The sequence below is a fragment of the Kitasatospora sp. cg17-2 genome (assembly GCF_054031055.1).
Genome location: NZ_CM132923.1, coordinates 907775 through 930176, shown reverse-complemented (window position 1 = coordinate 930176; position 22402 = coordinate 907775). Strand labels below are relative to the sequence as shown.

Annotated in this window: 2 protein-coding genes; both read left to right on the top strand. The window is 76.0% G+C overall.

Annotated features, from left to right (window positions below; translation table 11 throughout):
• The first annotated feature begins 33 nt into the window (after positions 1 to 33).
• Positions 34 to 11907: an SDR family NAD(P)-dependent oxidoreductase gene (locus ACW14Y_RS03725; protein ID WP_456985853.1), complete on the top strand. Its 11874-nt coding sequence runs from the start codon at positions 34 to 36 to the stop codon at positions 11905 to 11907.
• Between the two features lie 112 nt (positions 11908 to 12019).
• Positions 12020 to 22378 (top strand): type I polyketide synthase, encoded by a 10359-nt coding sequence (locus ACW14Y_RS03720; protein ID WP_456985852.1) that lies wholly within the window; start codon positions 12020 to 12022, stop codon positions 22376 to 22378.
• Positions 22379 to 22402 lie beyond the last annotated feature (24 nt).

Genomic DNA, 22402 nt, shown 5'->3' with positions numbered 1-22402 from the left:
GACCCGACACGCGAACCAGGACGGCGGCCCCCGATGGTGAACGACGACAGGCTGAGGGACTACCTCAAGCGTGTGACGGCTGATCTGCACCACACCCGCCGGCGCCTCACCGAGGCCGAGGAAGCGGGCCGCGAACCGATCGCGGTCGTCGCGATGAGCTGCCGCTACCCCGGCGGCGTACGGTCCCCCGAGGACCTGTGGCGACTGGTCACCGACGGCACCGACGCCATCACCGGCTTCCCGAGCGACCGGGGCTGGGACCTGGACCACCTGGACGACCCGGAACAACTGCGCGAGGGCACCAGCCACACCGCCCTGGGCGGCTTCCTCGACGACGTCGGGCACTTCGACCCCGGATTCTTCGGGATCTCCCCGCGCGAGGCGCTCGCGATGGACCCGCAGCAGCGGCTCCTCCTGGAGACCACCTGGGAGGCGTTCGAACGGGCCGGCATCGACCCCGCGGCCCTGCGGGGCAGCCGGACCGGCGTCTTCGCCGGAGTGATGTACCAGGACTACGCGGTCCGGCTGCGCCAGGTCCCCGACGACGTGGCCGGCTACATCGGCAGCGGCAGCTCCGACAGCGTCGCCTCCGGCCGCGTCGCCTACACCTTCGGTCTGGAGGGCCCGGCGGTCAGCATCGACACCGCCTGCTCCTCCTCGCTGGTCGCCGTCCACCTCGCCGCCCAGGCCCTGCGGGCCGGGGACTGCACCCTGGCCCTGGCCGGGGGCGCGATGGTCATGTCGACACCCGTCCCGTTCGTGGAGATGAGCCGCCAGGGCGGCCTGGCCCGGGACGGCCGCTGCAAGTCCTTCGCCGCCGCCGCCGACGGCACCGGCTGGGGCGAGGGCGTCGGCATGCTCCTGCTGGAGCGCCTCTCCGACGCCCGGCGCAACGGCCACCCGGTCCTCGCCCTGATCCGCGGCACCGCCGTCAACCAGGACGGCGCCAGCAGCCGGCTCACCGCCCCCAACGGCCCCGCCCAGCAGCGCGTCATCCGCCACGCCCTGGCCAACGCCGGACTCACCCCCGCCGACGTGGACGTGGTCGAGGCGCACGGCACCGGCACCCCGCTGGGCGACCCCATCGAGGCCCAGGCCCTGCTGGCCACCTACGGGCAGGACCGCGCGGACGGGCAGCCGCTGCTGCTCGGCTCGCTGAAGTCCAACATCGGGCACACCCAGGCGGCGGCCGGCGTCGGCGGCATCATCAAGACCGTCCTCGCCATGCGGCACGGCACCGTCCCGCCCACCCTGCACGCGCAGGACCCGTCCCCGCAGATCGACTGGACCGCGGGCGCGGTACGCCTGGTCACCGCGAACACCCCGTGGCCCGAGACCGGACGGCCGCGTCGGGCCGCGGTGTCCTCGTTCGGCGTCAGCGGCACCAACGGCCACGTCGTCCTGGAGCAGGCGGACGAACCCGTCCTGGACCAGGCCGCCGCCCCCGTCCCCGACGCCGCCGTCCCCGACGCCGCCCCCGCCGTGCTTCCCTGGGTGCTCTCCGGACGCACCGCCGAAGCGCTGCGCGCCCAGGCCGCCCGGCTCCGCGACCACCTCGACGCCCACCCCGGGCCCGGTCCGGCCGAGGTCGGCCACGCCCTCGCGACGACCCGCGCCGCGCACGAGCACCGGGCGGTCCTGATCGGCACCCACCCCGAGGAGTTCCGGGCCGGCCTCGACGCCCTGGCCGCCGGGCGCACCGCCCCCGGCCTGGTCCTCGGCACCGCCGGAACCGGCGGCGAAGTCGTCCTGGTGTTCCCCGGACAGGGCACCCAGTGGGTCGGCATGGCCGTCGAACTCCTCGACTCCGCCCCCGCCTTCGCCGCCCGCGTCGCGGACTGCGAGCGCGCCCTCGCGCCCTTCGTCGACTGGTCCCTGGAAGCCGTCCTGCGCGGCGCCCCCGGCACCCCGCCGGCCGAACGCGTCGACGTGGTGCAGCCGGTGCTGTGGGCCGTCATGGTCTCCCTGGCCGAACTGTGGCGCTCCCACGGCATCACCCCCGGCGCCGTCATCGGCCACTCCCAGGGCGAGATCGCCGCCGCCGTGGTGGCGGGAGCGCTGAGCCTGGAGGACGGGGCGAAGGTCGTCGCCCTGCGCAGCCGGGCGATCCGCGCCCTGTCCGGCCGCGGCGGCATGGCCTCGGTGGCCCTGCCCGCCGAACAGGTCGCCGAACACCTCGCCCCCTGGGACGGCCGGCTCTCCGTCGCCGCCGTCAACGGACCCTCCTCCACCGTGGTCTCCGGCGACACCGACGCGCTCGACGCGTTCCTCGACCGGACGACGGCCCTGGACATCCGCAGCCGGCGCATCCCCGTCGACTACGCCTCGCACAGCGCCCACGTCGAGGACATCCGCGCCGAACTGCTCGTCCGGCTCGACGGACTGACCCCCCGTCCGTCCGCCGTCCCGTTCTACTCCACCCTCAGCGGCGGCCTGCTGGAGGACACCACCGCCCTGGACGCCGACTACTGGTACCGCAACCTCCGCGGGACCGTCCGCTTCGAACAGGCGACCCGCGCCCTGTTCGCCGACGGCTACCGGGTCCTCCTGGAGAGCAGCCCGCACCCCGTCCTCACCGTCGGCGCCCTGGAGACCGCCGAGGACGCGGGCGCCGACGCCACCGCCGTGGGCACCCTGCGCCGCGACGACGGCGGCCCGCGCCGGTTCACCGAGTCGCTGGCCGAACTCCACCTGAGCGGAGTCTCCCCGGACTGGGACACCGTCTTCGCCGGCCGACGCCCCGGCCGGGTGGAACTGCCCACCTACGCCTTCCAGCGCGACCCGTACTGGCTGGAGGACGGCGCCGCGCCCGTCGCCGACGTCGGCTCCGCCGGACTGACCCCCGCGGACCATCCGTTGCTGGGCGCCGTCGTGGTCCTCGCCGACAGCGACGGCCTGCTCCTCACCGGCCGCCTGTCGGCCCGCACCCACCCGTGGCTCGCCGACCACGCCGTCGGCGGCCGGGCACTGCTCCCGGGCACCGCCTTCCTGGAACTCGCGCTCCAGGCCGGAGCCCGCGTCGGCTGCCCCCGGGTCGAGGAGTTCACCCTCGAAGCCCCCCTGGTGCTGCCCGAACACGGCGGCACCGTGCTGCGCCTCACCGTGGGCGCCCCCGACTCCCGGGGCCACCGCCCGCTCAGCCTGCACTCCCGGCCGGACACACCCGCCGACGGCGACCCCGAGGACGACGGGTGGACCAGGCACGCCGAGGGCGTCCTGGCCCAGGACGGCACGGACGGTGTGCACGGCGCGAACGGCGTGAACGGCGCCGGGGCCGACGGGCCGATGCCCTGGCCGCCGGCCGGCGCCGAACCCCTCGACCTGGACGGGCTCTACGACCGCTTCGCGGCGGCCGGATTCGCCTACGGTCCCGCCTTCCAGGGGCTGCGCGCGGCCTGGCGGCGCGACGACGAGCTGTTCGCGGAAGCCGTCGTGCCCGCCGGGCCCGTGCCCGGGGCCGCCCGCTTCGGCCTGCACCCGGCCCTGCTGGACGCGGCCCTGCACGCCACCGGCGTGCCCGGCACCCCCGGCGCGGACGCTCACCCCGAGGGACGGCTGCCGTTCTCCTGGAACGGCGTGACCCTGCACGCCACCGGCGCCGACGCGATCCGGGTCCGGCTCGCCCCGGCCGGACCCGACGCGGTGACACTCGCCGTCGCCGACGCGACCGGCGCCCCCGTGGCGACCGTGGACGCGCTGGTCCTGCGGCCCGCCGGCGCCGTCGGCCTCGCCGCCGACCGAGCCCCCCTGGGCCGCCGCCACCAGGACCTCTACACGACGGAGTGGGTCACCGCGCCCCCGCGCGGCAGCGGCGCACCCGTCCACCGCACCGCGGACCTGGCCACGCTGCTGGCCGCCGTCGACGCCGGAGCCCCGGTGCCCGGGACGGTCCTGCTCGCCCGCGCGGAACCCGCGGCCGCGGCCGGACCGGCCGAGGCGGTCCGCGCGACCGTGCACCAGGCCCTCGCCGACGTCCGGACCTGGCTCGCCGACGACCGCTTCGCCGACTCGCGCCTGGTGTTCGCCACCCGGGGCGCGGTCGGCGCCGCGGACGGGGAGGACGTCCGCAACCCCGCGCACAGCGCGCTCTGGGGCCTGGTCCGCTCGGCCCGGTCCGAACACCCCGGGCGCTTCGCCCTGCTCGACCTCGACCCGGACTCGGACCTCGACGCCGAGCACGGCACCTCCCCGGGCGTCGCCGCGGCCCTCGCCTCGGGAGAACCGGAGACCGCGGTCCGGAGCGGCGACGTCCGCGTACCCCGGCTGGTCCGGGTCCTCAGGAACGACCCGGACCTCCCGGACGACGCGGCAGCGCCCGTCCGGGCCTTCGACCCGGACGGCACGGTCCTGATCACCGGCGGCACCGGGCTGCTCGGCTCCCACGTCGCCCGCCGCCTGGTCACCGGGCACGGCGTCCGGCACCTGCTCCTGCTCTCCCGCGGCGGCCCGGCCGCCGCCGGAGCCGACGAACTGCGGGCCGAACTCGCCGCGCTGGGAGCCGAGACCGCCGTCGTCGCCTGCGACGCCGCCGACCGGGCGGCCCTGGCCGCGGTCCTCGCGGACCTGCCGCCCGCGCACCCGCTGACCGCCGTGGTCCACACCGCGGGCACCCTCGACGACGGCGTCGTCACCGCGCTCACCCCCGAACGGGTGGACGCCGTGCTGCGCCCCAAGGTCGACGCCGCCCTCCACCTGCACGAACTGACCCGCGACCTCGACCTCACGCACTTCGTGCTCTTCTCCTCGGCCGCGGGCACCTTCGGCGGCCCCGGGCAGGCCAACTACGCCGCCGCCAACGCCTTCCTCGACGCCCTGGCCGTCCGGCGCCGGGCGGCGGGGCTGGCCGGCCAGTCGCTGGCCTGGACCCTGTGGGAGCAGCCCAGCGCGCTCACCGGACACCTGGACGAGGACGACGTACGGCGCCTCGCCCGGTCCGGGATGCCGCCGCTCTCCACCGAGCGGGGGCTCGCGCTCTTCGACACCGCCCTCACCGTGGACACGGCCGCCCTGGTCCCGATGCGCCTCGACACGGCGGCCCTGCGGTCCGCGGCGGCGGACGGCACCCTGCCGCCGCTGCTGCGCGGCCTGGTGCGCACACCGCCGCGCCGGGCGGCCACGGCCGCGGAGGCGAGGGCCGAGGACAACGCCCTGCGCCTGCGCCTCGCGGCCCTCGACGGCACCGGACGGACCCGGCTGCTCGTCGAACTCGTCCGCACCCACGCGGCAGCGGTCCTCGGCCACGCCTCCCCGGACACCCTCGACCCCGGACGGGCCTTCCGTGAACTGGGATTCGACTCCCTGGCCTCGGTGAACCTGCGCAACCGCCTGAACACCGCCACCGGCCTGCGGCTTCCCGCCAGCCTGGTGTTCGACCACCCGACCCCGGCGGCGCTCGCGGACTTCCTGGCCGCCGGACTCACGGACACGGAAGCGGGCACGGCAACGGCCGCGGCCGTACCGGCGGTTCCGGCCTACCGGAACCGGGACGCGGACGACGACCTGATCGCGATCGTCTCCGCGGCCTGCCGCCTCCCCGGCGGTGTCCGCTCGCCCGAGGACCTGTGGCGGATGCTGGCCGAGGGCCGCGACGGCATCTCGGAGTTCCCCGACGACCGGGGCTGGAGCCCGGAGACGCTCTACGACCCCGATCCCGACAGCGTCGGCACCTCCGTCACCCGGCACGGCGGCTTCCTGCACGACGCGGCCGACTTCGACGCCGAGTTCTTCGGCATCTCGCCGCGCGAGGCCCTGGCCATGGACCCGCAGCAGCGGCTGCTCCTGGAGACCACCTGGGAACTCTTCGAGCGCGCGGCCATCGACCCGTCCACCCTGCGCGGCGCCCCGGTCGGCACGTACGTCGGCCTGATGCAGCAGGACTACGCCGCCCGGCTGCTGCCCCACATCCCCGAGGACGTCGAAGGATTCCTCGGCACCGGCAACTCGGGAAGCATCGTCTCCGGACGCCTGGCCTACTTCTTCGGCCTGGAAGGCCCCGCGGTCACCGTGGACACGGCCTGCTCGTCCTCGCTGGTGGCCCTGCACCTGGCGGTGCGGGCGCTGCGGTCCGGCGAGTGCTCGATGGCCCTGGCCGGCGGCGTCAACGTGATGTGCAGCCCCGAACTGTTCGTCGAGTTCAGCCGACAGGGCGGACTCGCCCCGGACGGCCGCTGCAAGTCCTTCGCCGCGGGGGCCGACGGGACGGCCTTCGGTGAGGGCACGGGCATGCTGCTGGTGGAGCGGTTGTCGGACGCGCGGCGTCTGGGGCATCCGGTGCTGGCGGTGGTGCGTGGTTCGGCGGTGAACCAGGACGGTGCGAGCAATGGTCTGACGGCGCCGAACGGTCCGTCGCAGCAGCGGGTGATCCGGGCGGCGTTGGCGGACGCGAGGCTGACGGCGTCCGAGGTGGACGTGGTGGAGGCGCACGGTACGGGGACGCGGTTGGGCGACCCGATCGAGGCGCAGGCGCTGCTGGCGACGTACGGTCAGGACCGTCCGGCGGACCGTCCGGTGTGGATCGGTTCACTGAAGTCCAACATCGGACACGCCTCGGCCGCCGCCGGTGTGGCGGGGGTCATCAAGTCGGTGCTCGCCCTGCGGCACGGGGTGATGCCGAAGACGCTGCACGTGGACGGTCCGACGCCCGAGGTGGACTGGTCGGCGGGAGCCGGCCGACTGCTGACGGAGGCCCGGGCCTGGGACGAGACGGGACACCCGCGACGTGCGGGAGTGTCCTCCTTCGGCGTCAGTGGTACCAACGCCCACGTCATCCTCGAACAGGCCCCGGCCGACCCGACAGCCTCCGCGGACCCGATCGTCGACGGGCCCTGGACGCCGGAGACCGTACCCGCCGCCGTCCCCCTGCTCCTCTCGGCGCGCACTCCGGAGGCGCTGGACGCCCAGGCCGCGGCACTGGCGGCCCGGATCGCGGACGGGTCGGGCGTCCGCGCCGCGGACGTGGCCTTCTCGCTGGCCACGGGCCGCAGCGCGCTGGGGCACCGGGCGGTGCTGGTGGGCACGGAGGAGGACCTTGCCGAGCGCCTGACCGCGCTGTCGCAGGGTGCCGGGGTGGCCGGCGGCGGGTTGGTTTCCGGCCGTTCGGTGTTGGTGTTCCCGGGTCAGGGTTCGCAGTGGGTGGGGATGGCTGCGGAGCTGTTGGTCGGGTCGGAGGTGTTCGCGGGGCGGATGGCGGAGTGCGAGCGGGCTCTGGCGCCGTACGTGGACTGGTCGTTGACGGAGGCTTTGGATTCCGAGGCGTTGTTGGCGCGGGTGGATGTGGTGCAGCCGGTGCTGTGGGCAGTGATGGTGTCGCTGGCTGAGGTGTGGCGTTCGTTCGGTGTCGTTCCGGACGCCGTGGTGGGTCACTCGCAGGGTGAGATCGCGGCGGCCTGTGTGGCGGGCGGCCTGAGTATCGACGATGGCGCCCGGGTGGTCGCGCTGCGTTCCCGTGCGATCAGGGTGCTGGCGGGTCGGGGCGGTATGGCGTCGCTGCCGTTGCCGGTGGACGTGGCACGGGAGCGGATCGCCTCCTGGGCGGGCCGGTTGTCTGTGGCGGCGGTGAACGGCCCGTCGTCGACGGTGGTGTCGGGCGACGCCGACGCGGTGACGGCACTCGTGGACGCCCTGGTGGGCGAGGGTGTGCGGGCGAGGGTGATCGAGGTGGACTACGCCTCGCACTCCGCGCACGTGGAGGAGATCCGCGAGCAGCTGCTGTCCGATCTGGAAGGTATCGCCCCTCTCTCCGCTTCGGTGCCGTTCTTCTCGACGGTGACGGGCGAGTGGCTGGACACGAAGGAGTTGGACGCCGAGTACTGGTACCGCAACCTGCGGGAGACCGTGGAGTTCGGGACGGCCACGGCGACGCTGCTGGGGGAGGGGTTCCGGTTCTTCGTGGAGTCCAGCCCGCACGCGGTGCTGTCGGTGGCGGTGGGGGAGTCGGTGGAGGCTGCCGGTGCGGATGCCGCAGTGTTGGGGACCTTGCGCCGCGGCGAGGGCGGCGTGGACCAGGTGCTGCGTGCGGTGGGCCGCGCGTGGGAGTGCGGACTGGCGGTGGACTGGTCGGGTGCGTTCCCGGGGGCGCGGCGCGTCGAACTGCCGACGTACGCCTTCCAGCGCACCCGCTACTGGCTCGACGTTCCGACCACGAGTTGGGACGTCGCCTCGGCGGGTCTCGCCACGACCGGGCACCCGCTGCTCGGTGCGGCGGTGCAGGTCGCGGACTCCGACGAACTGCTGCTCAGCGGCCGGATCTCGCTGCGGACCCACCCCTGGCTCGCCGACCACGCGGTGTCGGACGTCGTCCTCCTCCCCGGCACGGCCTTCCTCGAACTCGCGCTGCGTGCCGGGGCCGAGGCGGACTGCCCGGTGGTCGAGGAACTCACCCTCGGATCGGCGCTGGTGCTCCCGGCCGAGGGAGCCGTCCACCTGCAGCTCCGGGTGGCCGCGCCCGACGGCGATGGCCGGCGCGGGCTCAGCGTGTTCGCCCGGACGGCGCAGGACGCCGACACGCCCTGGACCGAGCACGCCACTGGCACTCTCGTACCCCGGCCCGCCGGGGACCGGTCCGAAGGCGCGGCCGGTCTGCTGAGCTGGCCGCCGTCCGGTGCCGAACCCGTGGACACCGGCGACCTCTACGAGCGCTTCGCCGAGGCCGGCTACCACTACGGCCCCGCCTTCCGCGGTATCCGCGCCGCCTGGCTCCGCGGCGGCGAGGTGTTCGCCGAGGTGGTGCTGCCGGAGCCGCAGCACGCCGACGCCGCCGGGTGCGTGCTGCACCCCGCGCTGCTGGACGCGGCCCTCCAGAGCGCCGCGCTGCTGCCCGACCAGGACGGCCGGGCCCGGCTGCCCTTCAGCTGGAGCGGTGTGACCGGCGGGACCACCGGGGCCACCACGCTGCGCGTGCGGCTCGCCGCGGACGCGCCGGACGCGGTGACCCTGCACGCCCACGACCTGTCGGGACGTCAGGTGCTCGGCGTGGAGGCCCTGCTGCTGCGGCCTCCGGCCGCGGGCGGGCCGCTCTCCGCGACCGCCCACGCCGACCTGCTGTACCGCCTCGACTGGGCCCCGGCCACCGACCCGGCCGACAGCGCCGTGCCCACCTGGGCCGCTCTCGGCGGCGCCGTCCCCGGCGCGGTGTCGTGGCAGGACCTCGACGCCCTGGGGGCCGCCCTCGCCGCGGGCGCCGCCCTCCCCGAGGTGATCGTGGCGGCCGTCGCCACCGCCGACCTGCCCGACCCCGCCGACCGGGTCCGCGCCACCGCGCACCAGGGCCTCGCCCTCGTCCAGCAGTGGCTGGCCGACGAGCGGTTCGGCGCGGCCAGGCTGGCCCTGCTCACCAGGGACGCGGTCCGTACCGGCCCGGTCGACCGTCCCGTCGATCCCGCCCAGGCCGCCCTGTGGGGCCTGGTGCGCAGCGCGCTGGCCGAGCACCCGGGGCGCTTCGTCCTCGTCGACACGCCCGGGACCGGCGGGCCGGCGGACGCACTGCCGGCGGACGCCCTGCCCGCGGCGCTCGCCGCCGGGGAACCCGAGCTGGCGCTGCGGACCGGCCCGCCGCTGCTGCCGCGGCTGGTCCGCGGCGGCCGGCCGGACGGCACGCTGTCCCTGCCGGACGGCACCGCCTGGCGGCTCACCACCGACGGCCGGGGCGCCGCGGAGGACATCGTGGCGGAGCCCGCTCCCGACGCCCTCGCCCCGCTGGGCAAGGGCGAGGTGCGGATCGCGGTGCGCGCCGCCGGGCTGAACTTCCACGACGTCATCGCCGCGCTCGGCCTGGACCCCGATCCCGAACAGCAGGGCCTGGGCAGCGAGGGCGCCGGAACCGTCGTCGAGGTGGGCCCGGGCGTGGACGACCTGGTGCCGGGGGACCGGGTGATGGGGATCTTCGGGGGCGCGTTCGGCCCGACCGCCGTCGCCGACCGCCGCACCGTCGCCCGGATACCCGCGGGCTGGTCCTTCGCCCGCGCCGCGTCCGTGCCGGTGGTGTTCCTCACCGCCTACTACGGTCTGTTCGATCTCGGCGGACTGCGGCGCGGGGAATCGGTCCTGGTCCACGCCGCGGCCGGCGGGGTCGGCATGGCGGCGGCGCAGCTCGCCCGGCACGCCGGTGCGGAGGTGTTCGCGACCGCCTCCCCCGCCAAGTGGGACGTCCTGCGGGCCGGCGGACTGGACGACGGGCACATCGCCTCGTCCCGCACCACCGACTTCGCGGAGACGTTCCTGACCGCCACCGGCGGGCGGGGCGTCGACGTCGTACTCGACAGTCTGGCGCGGGAGTTCGTCGACGCCGGGCTGCGGCTGCTGCCGAACGGCGGCCGGTTCGTGGAGATGGGCAAGACCGACGTCCGCGACCCCGAGGCGGTCGCGCGGCAGTACCCCGGGGTGCGCTACCGGGCGTTCGACCTGATGGAGGCCGGTCCGGAGCGCATCGGGGAGATGCTCGCCGAGGTCTTGGGCCTGTTCGAGCAGGGAGTGCTGAGCCCCCTGCCCGTCACCGGCTGGGACGTCCGGCAGGCTCCGGCCGCCCTGCGCTCGCTCGGCCAGGCCCGGGGCGTGGGCAAGAACGTCCTGCTGCTGCCCGCTCGGCCGGAACCGGAAGGGACCGTCCTGGTCACCGGGGCCACCGGCACCCTGGGGCGGCTCCTGGCCCGGCACCTGGTCGTCGCGCACGACGTCCGGCACCTGCTGCTGGCGGGCCGCCGGGGCGGGTCCGCCGACGGCATGCCGGAGCTGGTGCGGGAACTGACCGGGCTCGGGGCATCGGTGACCGTCGCGGCCTGCGACGTCGCCGACCGCGCCGAACTCGCCGCCCTGCTCGGGTCGGTGCCCGCCGCGCACCCGCTGACCGCCGTCGTGCACGCGGCCGGTGTCCTGGACGACGCCACGGTCGCCGGGCTGACCCCGGACCGGCTCGACCGCGTCCTGCGGCCCAAGGCGGACGCGGCGCTGGCCCTGCACGAGCTCACCCGGGACCTCGACCTCGCGGCGCTGGTCCTGTTCTCCTCGGGCGCCGCCCAGTTCGGCGCGGCCGGGCAGGCGAACTACGCCGCCGCCAACGCCGTCCTGGACGCCCTCGCCGCCGAACGCCGGGCCGAGGGGCTGCCCGGCCTGTCCATCGGCTGGGGCCTGTGGGAGGAGCGCAGCGCGATGACCGCCGCGGTCACCGCGGGCCGGGGCGCCGGGGCGGGCGCGCTGACCTCGGCGGAGGGCCTCGCCCTGTTCGACGCGGCCCTGGACTCCCCGTACGCCTACCGGCTCGCGGCCAGGATCGCCCCGTCCGTGCTGCGGGCGGACGACCGGCTGCCCGCCGTGCTCCGCGGCCTGGTCCGCCCCGCCCGTACCGGCGCCGCCTCCGCCGCGGCACCGGCGCCCTCGATGGCGCGGCAGCTCGCCGAACTGCCGGAGGCCGAGCTGTACCGGACCCTGCTCGACCTGGTGCGCGGCAACGCCGCAGCGGTGCTCGGCCACAGTTCGCCGAACCTGATCCGCCCGGCCCGCCCGTTCAAGGACGTCGGCTTCGACTCCCTCACCGGGGTCGAACTGCGCAACCGGCTGATGTCCTCGACCGGGCTGCGGCTGCCGGCCGCGCTGGTCTTCGACCACCCCACCCCGGAGGCCCTGGCCCGCCACCTCGCCGAGCGGGCCGGCGACGCCCGCCCGACGGCCGACTCGGCGGTCCGGGCCGGGCTCGACACCCTGGAGACCCTGCTCGACGCCCTGCCGCCGGACGGTGTCAGCGAGGAACTCGCCGCCCGGATCAGGGAAGTGCTGTCCCGTCCGTTGCCCGGCGGGACACCGGTCACCACCGTCCGCCCCGCGGGCGAGGCGGACGACCTCGCCCCCGACCTGATCGAGGCGGCCAGCGACGACGAGGTGTTCGACTACATCGACCGGCAGTTGGGATCCGCGTGACCGGGGCAACGGACCGCACACCCGGCGCACCCGGCGCACCCGGCGCGCCCCGCGCACTCCGCGCGGCCCGAGACGAGACCCGAGCAGCCCGAGACGAAAGCAGCGGTGTCCAGTGAGCGACCAGAGGATGCGCGACTACCTCAACCGGGTGATCATCGACCTGCGGGACACCCGGCAGCGGCTCTGGGAGGCCGAGGCCCGCACGAGCGAGCCGATCGCGATCGTGGCGATGAGCTGCCGCTTCCCCGGTGGCGTCCGCACCCCGGAGGACCTGTGGGAACTGCTCGCCGAAGGCCGTGACACCGTCGGGGCCGTCCCCGGCGACCGGGGCTGGGAGAGCGCCTGGCCGTCCGGCGGCACGGTCCCCGGGCAGGGGGCGTTCCTCGACGACGCGGCGGACTTCGACCCGGAGTTCTTCGGCATCTCGCCCCGCGAGGCGGTCGCGATGGACCCGCAGCAGCGGCTTCTGCTGACGGCGTCCTGGGAGGCCGTCGAGCAGGCCGGCATCGACCCGCTCAGCCTGCGGGGCAGCCGTACCGGGGTGTACGCCGCGGCGATCGACCAGGGGTACGCGACGCTGGGCCCCGGCGCCGCCGAAGCCGTCCAGGGGTTCCTGATGACGGGGAACTCGATGAGCGTGATGTCCGGGCGGGTGTCCTACGCGCTCGGTCTCGAAGGCCCCGCGGTCACCGTGGACACCGCCTGTTCGGCCTCGCTGGTGGCGCTGCACCTCGCGGCGCGGGCGCTGCGGGCCGGCGAGTGCTCGCTCGCCCTCGCCGGCGGGGTCAGTGTGATGGCGCTGCCGGCCGTGTTCGTCGAGTTCAGCCGGCAGGGCGCGATGTCCCAGGACGGCCGTTGCAAGCCGTTCGCGGCGGCCGCGGACGGTACCGGCTGGGGCGAGGGCGTGGGGATGCTGCTGCTGGAGCGGCTGTCGGACGCGCGCCGCAACGGCCGTACGGTGCTGGCCGTGCTGCGCGGTTCGGCGATCAACCAGGACGGCGCCAGCAACGGCCTGACCGCCCCCAACGGCCCCTCGCAGCAGCGGGTGATCCGGGCGGCGCTCGCGGACGCGGGCCTGACCGCGTCCGAGGTGGACGCGGTGGAGGCGCACGGCACCGGCACCACCCTCGGCGACCCGATCGAGGCCGACGCGCTGCTGGCCACGTACGGTCAGGACCGGCCCGCCGACCGTCCGCTGTGGCTGGGGTCGCTGAAGTCCAACATCGGGCACACCCAGGCCGCCGCCGGAGTCGCCGGGGTCATCAAGACGGTCCTCGCGCTGCGGCACGGTGTCCTGCCGCGCACCCTGCACGTGGACGCGCCCACCCCGCACGCCGACTGGTCCTCGGGCGCCGTCGAACTGCTCACCGAGGCCCGCGACTGGCCCGCCGTCGACCGGCCGCGCCGGGCCGGGGTGTCCTCGTTCGGCATGAGCGGCACCAACGCGCACGTCGTCCTCGAACAGGCCCCGGAGCCGGAACCGGCGGACGGACCGGAAACGGACGGACCGGGAGCCGACGGAGCGGAAGCCGACGGACCGCAAGCGGTGACCGACGCGCCGGACACCGTGGCCGGGGCCGTGCTGCCCTGGGTGCTGTCCGGCCGCACCGCGTCCGCGCTCGGGGACCAGGCGGCCCGGCTGCGCGCCCGGCTCGCCGCGGACGCGCCCGCCCGGCCGGTCGACCTCGGGTTCTCGCTGGCCACCACCCGGTCCGCCTTCGAACACCGGGCCGTGGTGATCGGCGACGGGCACCCCGCGCTGCTGAGCGGGCTCGCCGCCCTGTCCGGACCGGGCACGGAGCTCCCCACCGGCCCGGCCGCGACCGCCGACGTCGTCGTGGGCACCGGCCGGGCGGTCGAGGGCCGGACGGCGCTGGTGTTCCCGGGCCAGGGCTCCCAGTGGGCCGGCATGGCCCTGGACCTGCTCGCCGGCAGCCCCGCCTTCCGGGACCGCCTCGCCGCCTGCGACGCCGCCCTCTCCGCCCATGTCGACTGGCGGCTCCCCGCCGTCCTGGAGGGCGCGCCCGGGGCACCCTCCCTGGAACGGGTGGACGTGGTGCAGCCGGCGCTGTGGGCGGTGATGGTGTCACTGGCCGCGCACTGGGAGTCCTGGGGCGTCCGGCCCGACGCCGTGGTCGGGCACAGCCAGGGCGAGATCGCCGCCGCCGTGGTGGCGGGAGCGCTGAGCCTGGAGGACGGGGCGAAGGTCGTCGCCCTGCGCAGCCGGGCGATCCGGGCGCTGGCCGGACTCGGCGGCATGGTCGCGGTGTCCCTGCCCGAGGACCGGGTCCGCACCGAGATCGCCCCCTGGGCCGAGAAGCTGTCGGTGGCCGCCGTCAACGGGCCCGCCGCCGTGGTGGTCTCGGGCGAGACGCAGGCCCTGGCCGAACTGCTCGCCCACTGCGCCGCCCAGGGTGTGCGGGCCCGGTCCGTCCCCGTGGACTACGCCTCGCACTCGGTCCAGGTCGAACGGATCAGGTCCGAGGTGCTCGCCGCGCTGGCCGGGGTACGCCCGCTCCCGGCCCGGATCCCGCTGTTCTCCACCGTCACCGGCGAGCTGCTCGACACCACGGCCATGGACGCCGACTACTGGTACCGCAACCTCCGCGGCACCGTCCGCTTCGAGGCGGCCGTACGCTCCCTGGTCGAGCAGGGCCACGAGGTCTTCGTCGAGGTGTCGCCGCACCCGGTGCTGACCATGGCCCTCCAGGACACCGCCGAGGCCACCGTCGGGGCCACCGGTGCCGCGGAGCCGCCCGTGGTCGTCGGCACCCTGCGCCGCGACGACGGCGGACCGCGCCGGGCCCTGTGCTCGGCCGCCGAACTGTGGGTGGCGGGCGTGGCCGTCGACTGGTCCGCGGTGTACGCCGGCACCGGTGCCCGCCCGACCGCCCTGCCCGGCTACCCCTTCCAGTCGCGGCGCTACTGGCTGGAGCCGGAGGCGGTGCCCGGCACCGCACCGGCCGCCGACCCGCACGACACGGCCTTCTGGCACATGGTCGACCACGACGCCCCGGCCGAGATCGCCGCCCACCTCGCCGTCGACGAGGCCGCCCTCGCCCCCGTCCTGCCGGCCCTGCGCGACTGGCGGCAACAGCGGCGCGACGAGAGCGTCATCGACTCCTGGCGCTACCGCATCGGCTGGCAGCCGCTGCCCGACCCGCCGGCCGCCACGCCCGCCGCCGGCACCTGGCTCGTCGTCCTGCCCGCCGGACACGAGGACGACGCACAGGTACGCGGGCCGCTGCTCGCCCTCGCCGAAGCGGGCGCCACCGTCGTCACGGCCGGACTCACGACCGACGCCGTCCGCCGCACGGACCTCGCGGACACCCTCGCCACCGCCCTCGGCGACCGCGTCCCGACGGGCGTGCTGTCGCTGCTGGCCGCCGCCGACCGGCCCCACCCCGACCACCCGGCCCTGCCCACCGGAACGGCACTCACCGTCGCCCTGGTGCAGGCCCTGGGCGACCTCGCCCTCGAAGCACCCCTCTGGTGCGCCACCGCCGGGGCGGTGTCCACGGGCGCCGACGACCCGGTCACCCACCCCCGCCAGGCCCTGGTCTGGGGCACCGGACTGGTGGCCGCGCTGGAACTGTCCGCCCGCTGGGGCGGACTCGTCGACCTGCCGCCGGACCTCGACGCCCGCGCCAGGACCCGGCTCGTCGCCGTCCTGACGGCCTCCGGTACCGGCCCCGGTACGGGTGCCGGCCGCGAGGACCAGCTCGCCCTGCGCCCCACCGGCCTGCTGGCCCGCCGCCTCCGCCGCGCCCCCCGGAACGACGGCCCCACGAAGCACTGGAAGCCCCGCGGCACCGTCCTGCTGACCGGCGGCACCGGAGCCGTCGGCCCGGACCTCGCCCGCTGGCTGGCCCGCGGCGGCGCCACCCACCTCGTCCTGCCCGGCCGCCGCGGCCCCCAGGCACCCGGCGCGGCCGAACTCGCCGCGGAACTGGCCGCCCTCGGCGTACGACTGACCCTGCCCGTCTGCGACCTGGCCGACCGTCGGGCCGTGGCGGAGCTGCTCACCGGACTGGAGACGGCGGGCGACCCGGTCACCGCGGTCGTCCATGCGGCCGCCTTCGTCGCGCTCGCCCCCCTCGACGGCACACCGATGTCCGCGTTCGAGCAGATCGTCGCCGCCAAGGCCGCCGGCGCCGAACACCTCGACGCCCTGCTCGACCGCGAACTCGACGCCTTCGTCCTGTTCTCCTCGATCGCCGGCGTCTGGGGCAGCGGCGACCACGGCGCGTACGCCGCGGCCAACGCCTACCTCGACGCCCTGGCCCAGCACCGCCGGGCCCGCGGCCTCACCGCCACCACCGTCGACTGGGGCATCTGGCAGGCCGAGAACCCCTGGCAGGACCGCGTCGCCGGGGAGGACGCCGACCTGTTCAAACTGGAGCAGCACGGCCTGCCCCGGATCGCCCCCGACCTCGCGGTCCAGGCCCTGCGACAGGCGCTGGACGACGACGAGACCGTGCTCGCCGTCGCCGACGTCGACTGGGAGCGGTTCGCCGCCGTCTTCACCTCCACCCGTCCCAGCCCGCTGCTCACCGGCGTCCCCGAGGCCCGACGTGCCCTGGAGGCCGCGACCGACGACACGGAGGCACCCGCCGCGGCGGTGCTGCGTCAACGGCTCGCCGCCCTCGGTGAGTCCGAACAGCACCGCCTGCTGCTCGACCTGGTCCGCACCCACGCGGCGGCCGTCCTCGGCCATCCCGCGGTGGACGCGATCCGGCCCGGCACGGCCTTCAAGGACCTGGGCTTCGCCTCCCTCACCGCGGTCGAACTCCGCAACCGGCTGAACACCGCCACCGGACTGCGGCTGCCGTCCACCCTGATCTTCGACCACCCGTCGTCCACCGCGCTCGCCCGGGAGATCCGCGCCGAACTGCTCGGCCGGCAGGCCCCCGAGCCGGGCCCCTCCGACCCGGACGCCGCCGCGAACCCGGCCGCGCCCGACGACGAGCCGATCGCGATCGTGTCCATGGCCTGCCGCTTCCCCGGCGGCATCGGCACCCCCGAAGAGCTGTGGCGCCTGCTCGCCGCCGGCGGCGACGCCGTCTCGGACCTCCCCACCGACCGCGGCTGGGACGTCGAAGCCCTCTACGACCCCGACCCCGACCGCCCCGGCACCTCGACCACCCGGCGGGGCGGCTTCCTGCACGACGCCGCCGACTTCGACGCGGAGTTCTTCGGCATCTCGCCGCGCGAGGCCTTGGCCATGGACCCGCAGCAGCGGCTGCTCCTGGAAACCACCTGGGAGGCGATCGAACGCGCCGCCATCGACCCGGTCGCCCTGCGCGGCAGCCGGACCGGAGTGTTCACCGGCGTCAACTACGCCGACTACGCGGCCGTCGTCGCGCAGTCCGAGGAAGGCGACGGCCACCTGCTCACCGGCAGCGCACCCAGCGTCGTGTCCGGCCGGGTCGCCTACACCCTGGGCCTCGAAGGCCCCGCGGTGACCGTCGACACGGCCTGCTCCTCCTCGCTCGTCGCCCTGCACCTCGCGGGCCGGGCGCTGCGCGGCGGCGACTGCACCCTCGCCCTGGTCGGCGGCGTCGCCGTGATGGCGACCCCCGGCGCCCTGATCAGCTTCTCCCGTCAGCGGGGACTCGCCGAGGACGGCCGCTGCAAGGCCTTCTCGGACGACGCGGACGGCATGGGCATGGGCGAAGGGGCCGGCGTCCTGCTGCTGGAGCGGCTGTCGGACGCCCGCCGCAACGGACACCCGGTGCTGGCGGTGGTCCGCGGCTCCGCCGTCAACCAGGACGGTGCCAGCAACGGCCTCTCCGCCCCCAACGGTCCCTCGCAGCAGCGGGTGATCCGGGCGGCGCTGGCGGACGCGGGGCTGACGGCCTCCGAGGTCGACGTGGTCGAGGCGCACGGCACCGGCACCACGCTCGGCGACCCGATCGAGGCCCAGGCCCTGCTGGCCACGTACGGGCAGGACCGGCCCGCCGACCGGCCCCTGCTGGTCGGCTCCCTCAAGTCCAACCTCGGCCACGCCCAGGCGGCCTCGGGTGTGGCGGGGGTCATCAAGACGGTGCTGTCCATGCACCACGGGCAGGTGCCCCGGACCCTGCACGTCGGCAGGCCCTCCGGCCACGTCGACTGGACGCGCGGCGCGCTGGCCCTCGCGACCGAGCAGCAGCCCTGGCCTTCGCACGGTCGCCCCTTCCGGGCGGGTGTGTCCTCCTTCGGTCTGAGTGGCACCAACGTCCACACCATCCTCGAACACACCCCCCTGGAGGACGACGGCCCGCAGGCCGAACGCACCCCCCTGCCGGCGGTGCCCTGGCTGCTGTCGGCGAAGAGCCCGCGGGCCCTGCGCTTCCAGGCCGACCGTCTGCGCCGCCACCTGGACGGCGACCCCGTGGCCGAACCGCGCGACATCGGGTCCGCCCTGCACGCGCGCACCGCCTTCGAGTACCGGAAGGCACTGATCGGGGACCGGAGCCAACTCCGCACCCTGCTGGGTCAGGTGGCCGACGACGACTCGGGAGCCTGGGACGGCGGCCGTCCGGTCGACGGTCGTTCGGTGTTGGTGTTCCCGGGTCAGGGTTCGCAGTGGGTGGGGATGGCTGCGGAGTTGCTGGGCGGGTCGGAGGTGTTCGCGGGGCGTTTCGCGGAGTGCGAGCGGGCTCTGGCGCCGTACGTGGACTGGTCGTTGGTGGAGGCGTTGGGTTCGGAAACTCTGCTGGCGCGGGTGGATGTGGTGCAGCCGGTGCTGTGGGCGGTGATGGTGTCGCTCGCGGAGGTGTGGCGTTCGTTCGGCGTCGTGCCGGACGCCGTGGTCGGCCACTCCCAGGGTGAGATCGCGGCGGCCTGTGTGGCCGGCGGCCTGAGTATCGACGATGGCGCCCGGGTGGTCGCGCTGCGTTCCCGCGCAATAAAGGTGCTGGCCGGCCGTGGCGGGATGGCGTCGCTGCCGCTGCCGGTGGAGGACGCACGGGAGCGGATCGCCTCCTGGGCGGGCCGGTTGTCGGTGGCGGCGGTGAACGGCCCGTCGTCGACGGTCGTTTCGGGCGACGCCGACGCGGTGACGGCACTCGTGGACGCCCTGGTGGGCGAGGGTGTGCGGGCGAGGGTGATCGAGGTGGACTACGCCTCGCACTCCGCGCACGTGGAGGAGATCCGCGAGCAGCTGCTCTCCGATCTGGAGGGCATCGCCCCGCTCTCCGCTTCGGTGCCGTTCTTCTCGACGGTGACGGGCGAGTGGCTGGACACGAAGGAGTTGGACGCCGAGTACTGGTACCGCAACCTCCGTCAGACCGTGGAGTTCGGGACGGCCACGGCGACGCTGCTGGGGGAGGGGTTCCGGTTCTTCGTGGAGTCCAGCCCGCACGCGGTGCTGTCGGTGGCGGTGGGGGAGTCGGTGGAGGCCGCGGGTGCGGATGCCGCGGTGCTGGGGACCTTGCGCCGCGGCGAGGGCGGCGTGGACCAGGTGCTGCGTGCGGTGGGCCGTGCGTGGGAGAGCGGACTTGCGGTGGACTGGTCGAGCGCGTTCCCGCAGGCCCGACGCGTCGAGCTGCCGACGTACGCCTTCCAACGCACCCGCTACTGGCCCGAGCCGGCGCCCACCACGGCGGCCGATGTGGGCTCGGCCGGGCTCGACCCGGCCGACCACCCCGTCCTCGGAGCGGCCATCGAGCTGGCCGACACGGGTGAACTGGTGCTCAGCGGCCGACTGTCGCTGCGTACCCACCCCTGGCTCGCCGACCACGCCGTGGCCGGTACGGTCCTGCTGCCCGGCGCGGCCTTCGCGGAACTCGCCGTCCGCGCCGCGGACCAGGCCGGCTGCCACACGGTGGAGGAACTGACGCTCCAGGCACCGCTGTTGATACCCGCCGACACCGCCGTCCGCCTGCAGGTGCGGGTCGGCGCCGCGGACGCGCAGGGCAACCGCTCGCTGGACCTGTTCTCCTGCCGCGAGGACGCGGCGACCCCGCACTGGACCGCGCACGCGACCGGCGGACTCACCGCCGACGCCACGACCCACGAGCCGCCGTCCGCGCCCGCACCGGACGAGGCCGGCGCCTGGCCTCCGCCCGGCGCCGTCCCGATCCCCGTCGACGACCTGTACGAGCGGTTCCACGCCTCCGGTTACGGCTACGGACCCGCCTTCCGCGGGCTCACCACCGCCTGGCGCCGGGGCGAGGAGATCTTCACCGAGGTACGCCTGCCCGAGGACCAGCACCGGTCCGCCTCCGCCTTCGGCGTGCACCCCGCCCTCCTGGACGCCGCCCTCCAGGGGCTGTTCCTGCGCGCGCAGCAGGAGACCGGACCGGGCCCGGACCGACTGTCCGCCGGACTGCCGTTCTCCTGGAGCGGAGTCAGGCTGCACGCCTCCGGAGCCACCGTGCTCAGGGTGCGGCTCGGCTTCCGGCCGGACGGATCGGTGTCGATCGACGCGACCGACCCGAACGGCCTCCCGGTCGCGTCGGTCGAGGCGCTCGCCGTCCGCCCGATCGACCTCGACAGCCTCCGCCCGGCCGGCGGCCCGGAATCCCTCTACCGGGTGCAGTGGTCGGCGGCGCCCGCCACCGCACCCGCCGACCCCCTCGGTCACGTCGCCGTCCTCGGGAGCCGGGAACTCTTCCCGGACAGCCATCCGGACCTGGCCGCGCTCGGTGCCGCGCTGGACGGGGGAGCGCCGTCGCCCGCCGCGGTGCTGGCCTGGTGCGACCGCGCCCCGGACCTCCCGTCCCCGCCCGACGCCGCATCCGTGCACGCCGCGCTGGACGACGCCCTGCGGCTCGTCCAGGACTGGCTGGCCGACCCGCGGTGGGACGACGGCACCCGGCTCGTCCTCGTCACCCGGGGCGCGGTCTCCACGGCGGCGGGTGAGGAGGTCACCGACCTCACCGGCGCCGCGGTCCGCGGCCTCGTCCGCTCCGCCCAGTCCGAGCACCCGGACCGCTTCCTGCTGATCGACACCGACGACCCGGCGGCCGTGACCGGTCTGCTGCCCCGGGCACTGGCGCTGGCCGGCTCGGAACCCCAACTGGCGGTACGCGCCGGACAACTCCTCGCCGCCCGCCTCACCAGGGCCACCGTCGCCACCGACCCGAACCCGGGCCCGGACGCGCTCGTGGGCCCGGACCCGGCCGCCGCACCGTCCGGTATCGCCGCGACCGGGGGAACCGTCCTCGTCACCGGGGCCGGCGGCGCGCTGGGCGGCCTGGTGGCGCGGCACCTCGTGACCACGCACGGCGTCCGGGACCTGCTGCTCGTCGGCCGGCGCGGCGCGGACGCCCCGGGCCTGGCCGACCTCGCCGCCGAACTGCGCGGGCTCGGCGCCGAGGTGACCGTGGAGGCCTGCGACGTCGCCGACCGGGACGCGCTCGCCGCCCTGCTCGCCGGCCTCCCCGCCGGCCGTCCGCTGAGCGCGGTCGTCCACGCGGCCGGCGTCCTGGACGACGGGACGGTCGAGTCGCTGACCCCCGGGCGGATGCGCCACGTCCTGCGGCCCAAGGTCGACGCGGCCCTCAACCTGCACGCCCTCACCCGTGATCTGCCGCTGTCGGCCTTCGTCCTGTTCTCCTCCGCGTCCGCCACGGTCGGCAACGCCGGGCAGGGCAACTACGCGGCCGCCAACGCCTTCCTCGACGCGCTCGCCCAGCACCGCCGGGCCCTGGACCTGCCCGCCCAGTCGCTCGCCTGGGGCCTGTGGGAGCGCCGCAGCACCATGACCGGCACGCTCACCACCACCGACCTGCGGCGCATGTCCCGGGGAGGCACCGCGGCCATCGGCAGCGAAGAGGGTCTGGCCCTGTTCGACGCGGCGCTCGCCCTGGACGAACCGCTGCTCGTCCCGGTCAGGATCGACCTCGGCCGGCTCCGGGCGGCGGCCCGGACCGCACCCGTCCCGGCCCTGCTCTCCGCCCTGGTCCCCGGCGCCGCACGCCGCCCCGCCTCCGGGGCCGACGCCGCCGAAGCGGACTCGCTGCGCCGCCGACTGGCCGGCCTCACCCCGGAGGAACGCGTCGCCACCCTGCTCGACCTGGTACGGAGCCGGAGCGCCGACGTCCTCGGCCACGGCGGAGCCGGGGACGTCGACCCGGACCAGGCGTTCAAGGACCTCGGCTTCGACTCGCTCACCTCCGTCGAACTCCGCAACCGGCTCAGCGCCGCCACCGGCCGCCGGCTGCCCGCGACCCTGGTCTTCGACCACCCCACCCCGGCCGCCGTCGCCGCCCACCTCGCCGGGCGCCTGGCGCCCGACGGGACGGGCGGCCCCGCCGCCACCGGCAGGACCCCCGGGACGCCGGGCCGGGCGGACCGCGAGGACCACGAGATCAGCTCCCTGCTCGCCGCGATCCCGCCCGCCGCCCTGCGCCGGGCCGGTCTTCTCGACGCGCTCCTGGACCTCGCCGACCGACCGGGGACACCGGTCCCCACCGCCGACATCAAGGACATGGCCGTCGACGAACTCGTCCGGATGGCCCTGGGCGGCGAACGTGACTGACCGACAGCCGCACAAGCCGCATAA